Below are 4,542 nucleotides of genomic sequence, written 5' to 3'. Positions count from 1 at the left end.
GCAACAGGCCATGACCGTGTTCTGCGTCTGCGTGAAGATGGNCGCCCTGGAGAAGCTGGGCGTATGAGATACTACGGCAGCGTGTACCGCCCGCCCTCCGAGGCCCGGAGCCTCATCGTCCAGGTGACCTACGGTTGCAGCCACAACACCTGCGCCTTTTGCAGCATGTACAAGGAAAAGCTCTTTTCCGTCCGCCCCCTGGAGGAGGTGCTGGAGGACTTCCGGGTGGCCCGGGAGGTCTACCACCACATTGAGAAGGTCTTCCTGGCGGACGGCGACGCCCTGGTGCGGAAGGCGGAAGAGCTCTATGTCATCCTGGACACGGTGCGGGAGCTGTTCCCGGAGTGCCGCCAGGTGACCAGCTACGCCTCCCCGGCCTCCATCCGCATCCGGACAGAGGAGGAGCTGCGGACCCTCCGGGAGAAGGGGCTGACCATGGTCTACATGGGCCTGGAGTCCGGCAGCGGCGAGGTGCTGAGCCTCATGCGCAAGGGCCACCCGGCGGCGGAGATCGTCGAGATGGGCCGGAAGGTCCGAAATTGCGGCATCGCCCTGTCCGTCACGGCCATCACGGGCCTGGGCGGGCCGGAACTTCTGGAGAAGCACGCCGTGGAGACCGCCAAGGCGTTCAACGCCATGAACCCGGAGTATATCGGGATGCTGACGCTGATGGTGGAGCCGGAAACGCCCCTCTACGACTGGGTCCATGAAGGAAAATTCCAGCTCCTCACCCAGCCCCAGGTGCTGGAGGAGACCCGGCTGCTGGTGGAGCATTTGGACAGCCCCGNCAGCGTGTTCCGCATGAACCACGCCAGCAACTATCTATCCCTTCGGGGGACGCTGAACAAGGATAAAGCCGCCATGCTGGCGGAGATCGACCGGGCGGAAAAGGACCTCTCCCGCCTCAAGCCCGAGGCCTGGCGGGCCCTGTAACGAAAAAACGGACTCCCCGAGAGGGGAGTCCGTTTCTTATCTTGGAAGAGGGGCTTACAGGGTGTTCGCCTCGTCCACGACCTTCTTGATAGCCGCGGCGGCGTCCTCCGGCAGCNTATTGAAGCCGCCCTCTTCGGTATCCAGGTTGGTGACATAGTTCAGCCGGTCCTGCATGCGGGCCTTGAGCTGCTCGACATACGCCTTGTCGCTCAGGTCGGGCACGAAGCCCTCCCACTTGAAGATCTCGATGTCCTCGAAGGGGCCCCAGGTCTCAAACTTGGCCTTGCCCTCGACCACGGCCTCGAGAATGCCCAGGGTGTCTTCCTTCTGGACCTTTTTGCCCATGAAGTCGCCGGTGTTGATGATATAGCAGGCCACGTTCTTTTCCGCCACCAGCTTCTTGAACTTCTCATAGTCGTTCACCAGCGGATAGGTGCGGAAGGGGTTGGCGTAGGGCTCCACCACCAGGGCGTTGGGGTCCACGCCCTCCTTCAGCCGCTCGGCGCTGGAGCGCTTGGTGGCCAGGGTGGCGCCCATGACGGAGGCCAGGGACGCGCCGCTGAGCTTCACGATGGGGGGAATGGTGGGGTCCTTCATAATCCAGAAGATGGCGTTGACGGGGGAGTCAATCTTATCCACCCGGTTGGGGGACCAGAGCTTGGATTTGATGGCCCGGCCGTTGCCGTTGCGGACGTCCTCCGTGACCAGGACGATCTTGCCCTCGTCGTCCAGGGTGGCGGAGCAGTTCTGGGCGGTCAGCAGGAACTTGTTGTCCTCGGAGGGGACGGGATAGTCGGCGGTCTTGTCGAAGTAGGTGGGCTCCAGGGCGATGGAGGCGCAGGTGTCGGAGTTGATGATGAAGGCGTCGTCGTGGAGCACCTTGATGGAGGGATATTTCCCGCTGTGCTTGGCGTGGGTCAGGGTGGACTTGCCGGAGCCGGAGAGGCCGAAGACCGCCGCCACGTACTTGCTGCCGTCGTCCAGGGTGTACTCCTTCTGTCCGCCGTGGCAGGAGGCGTAGCCGTTGCGGTTGGCGATGGCCCAGGCCAGGGTCAGCGTGCCCTTCTTATGCTCGCCGAAGTAGCGCATGCCCAGGATGGCGGCGCAGTTGGTGTCGGTGTTGAAGTAGCACAGGCACTTGGGATCGCAGATGTCCTCCCGGCCCGGCGCGCCGGTCCACTGGGGATCGGAGAAGATATAGATGTCGGACTCTTTGCCGCCGCCCACGGGCTTGGACTTCTTATACATCTTGACGTACTCGTCGGACTGGTACTGGAAGTTCAGCATCCAGTTGTAGAGGAGGTTCTCCTCCCCCTCGGGGATCAGCAGGTGGGCCTTGACCATAAATTCGGGGTCCAGGCCGATGAAGACCTCGGCGTGGTACATGGTCTTCCAGCGGGTGTCATAGACGGCGTCCATGACGATCTTGTCCAGAGCGGTGGTGTCCACACCGGGCTTTCCGGTGATCCGGCGGGCGGCGGCGTAGCGGCCGGTGATGGAACCGTCGTTGAACAGCAGGACCTTGGCGTCGGGCTCCAGGCCGAACTCCTCGCCCCGGTAGACGGGCATGTCGGTGACCACGGTGCCGGGAGAGTTCTTGGCCATGTCATAGGCCTCCCGGANGGAGTTGATCTTCACGACGTTGTTGCCGTAGAAGGGGGCCTCAATGATGGAGCGGGTCTTGGAGAACCCGACCTTGCCGGGTCCGATCTCGGTTCTGGGGTAATAGGCTTTCGTAGACATATCTGTTCCTCCNTTAAGATGTCAAAACGCCTGCGCCTGGTGAAGAGCAGGGCCGCTGGAATTACTAGTTTACTATACCCTGTTTTCCCTCAAAAAGCAAGAGTGAAAACAGNCTCTGTGAAAAAANCAGCAGGACCGGCGGAGCCCCGGAGAGTTTCCCTTGACACCGGCCCCCCGGAGTGGTATATTAAAAACCGACCAGCGGTTTGTATGAAGGGAGGACGGCCCTGTGGCACGGAACAAGTACCCGGAGGAGACGGTGCGGAAGATCCTGGACACGGCGGAGCGGCTGTTTATTGAGACGGGCTATGACCGNGCCTCCCTCCAGGAGATCATCGACGAGACGGGCCTTTCCAAGGGGGCCANCTACCACCACTTTGCCTCCAAGGAGGACATTTTCTACGCCGNCTGCGCCCGCATCGGGCGGCGGAACGCCGAAGTGCTGTCCCAGGTCCGGGACGCCCCGGGACTCAATGGCCTGGAAAAGCTCCGGGCCATGTTCAAGACCTCCCTCCAGCCGGAGCGCCAGGCCAAGATGTTCTGCATGATGCCCTACTTCATGGACAACGCCAAGTTTCTGGCCACGGAGATGCGGAGCATTTTCACCGAGGTGGTCCCCTGCTTTGTGGAGCCCATCATCCGCCAGGGCATGGCCGACGGCTCCATCCGCACCGAGCACCCCAAGGAGCTGGCGGAGGCCATGATGATGCTGTCGGACATGTGGATCAACCCCATCGTCCAGCCCACCACCCCGGAGGCAATCCGGGCCCGGTGTGAAATCTACAACCGGCTCTTCCAAGGCTTCGGCGTGGATGNGCTGATTGACCAGGAAATCGTGAACACCCTGGTGCAGTACGCGGAAATGGCCCACCCCCCGTCTTCCGGCGGGGAAACGCAAGGCTGAAAAGGAGCTGCCGCGCGCGGGCAGTTTCTTTTTGGAGATATAGAGACCGACGGTCGGTCTTNAAAAATTATTAAAAAGGAGCGTCGCTATGAAAACCTCTCAAGCGCCCCTGTTCCGCCGGGACTTCACCCTGGTGGTCCTTGGGCAGATTATCTCTCTCTTCGGCAACGCCATTTTGCGCTTTGCCCTGCCGCTGTACCTGCTGCGGCAGACGGAATCCCCGGCTTTGTTCGGCGCGGTGGGGGCGGCGGCCTTCATCCCCGCCGTGCTGTGCGCCCCCATCGGCGGCGTTGTGGCGGACCGGGTAAACAAGCGGAACATCATGGTCGTCCTGGATTTTTCCACGGCGGGGCTGATCCTGCTGTTCACCCTTCTGCTGGGGCGGGCGCCGCTGGTACCGCTGATGGTTGCCAGCCTCATGCTGCTCTACGGCATCGCCGGGGCCTATCAGCCGTCGGTCCAGGCCAGCATTCCCCTTCTGGCCCGGCCGGAGCAGCTCACCAGCGCCAACGCGGTCATCAACATGGTGCAGACCTTGTCCGCCCTGCTGGGGCCGGTGATTGGCGGCGTGCTGTTCGGGGCCTTCGGGCTCCGGCCCATTTTGTGGGTCGGCATGGCGTGCTTTTTCCTCTCTGCCGTCATGGAGCTGTTTATCCGCATTCCCCACTCGCCCCGGGCGGCGGCGGGCGGCGTGCTGTCCACGGTCCGGCGGGACCTGGGGGAGAGCTGGCGCTTCATCCGCCGGGAGCGCCCGGTGTTCCCCTCCGTCATGCTGGTGCTGGCCCTGTTTAATCTGGTGCTGTCCGCCGCTTTGGTGGTGGGCATCCCCGTGGCGGTGGTCCAGACCCTGGGCATGAGCGACAGCCGCTTAGGCGTCACCCAGGGGGCCATGGGCCTGGGCGGACTCTTCGGCGGCGTGCTGGCGGCGCTGCTGGGGCCCCGGCTGCGCCTCCGGCGGGGCC

At 63.0% G+C, this 4,542-nt stretch carries 4 protein-coding genes; 3 read left to right on the top strand and 1 reads right to left on the bottom strand.

What is annotated here, in order from left to right:
- Positions 1-63: 63 nt before the first annotated feature.
- Entirely contained in the window at positions 64-933 is an 870-nt protein-coding gene (locus tag JX325_RS12950; RefSeq protein ID WP_204791522.1) for a radical SAM protein, read from the top strand.
- A 54-nt stretch (positions 934-987) separates the two neighbouring features.
- On the opposite strand, the gene JX325_RS12945 is transcribed toward JX325_RS12950, so the two are convergent.
- Positions 988-2,676, bottom strand: a complete 1,689-nt coding sequence (locus JX325_RS12945) for a phosphoenolpyruvate carboxykinase (ATP) (RefSeq protein WP_204791521.1) — start codon at positions 2,674-2,676, stop codon at positions 988-990.
- A gap of 229 nt (positions 2,677-2,905) precedes the next feature.
- On the opposite strand from JX325_RS12945, the gene JX325_RS12940 reads away from it, so the two are divergent.
- Entirely contained in the window at positions 2,906-3,580 is a 675-nt protein-coding gene (locus tag JX325_RS12940) for a TetR/AcrR family transcriptional regulator (protein WP_204791520.1), read from the top strand.
- 88 nt (positions 3,581-3,668) lie between these two features.
- Positions 3,669-4,542: MFS transporter (locus JX325_RS12935; protein WP_204791519.1), on the top strand; the 874-nt coding region annotated here is incomplete at its 3' end.

Source organism: Oscillibacter sp. CU971 (assembly GCF_905219725.1).
Taxonomy (GTDB): Bacteria; Bacillota; Clostridia; order Oscillospirales; family Oscillospiraceae; genus Oscillibacter.
This window is presented reverse-complemented; position numbering and strand designations above follow the sequence as displayed.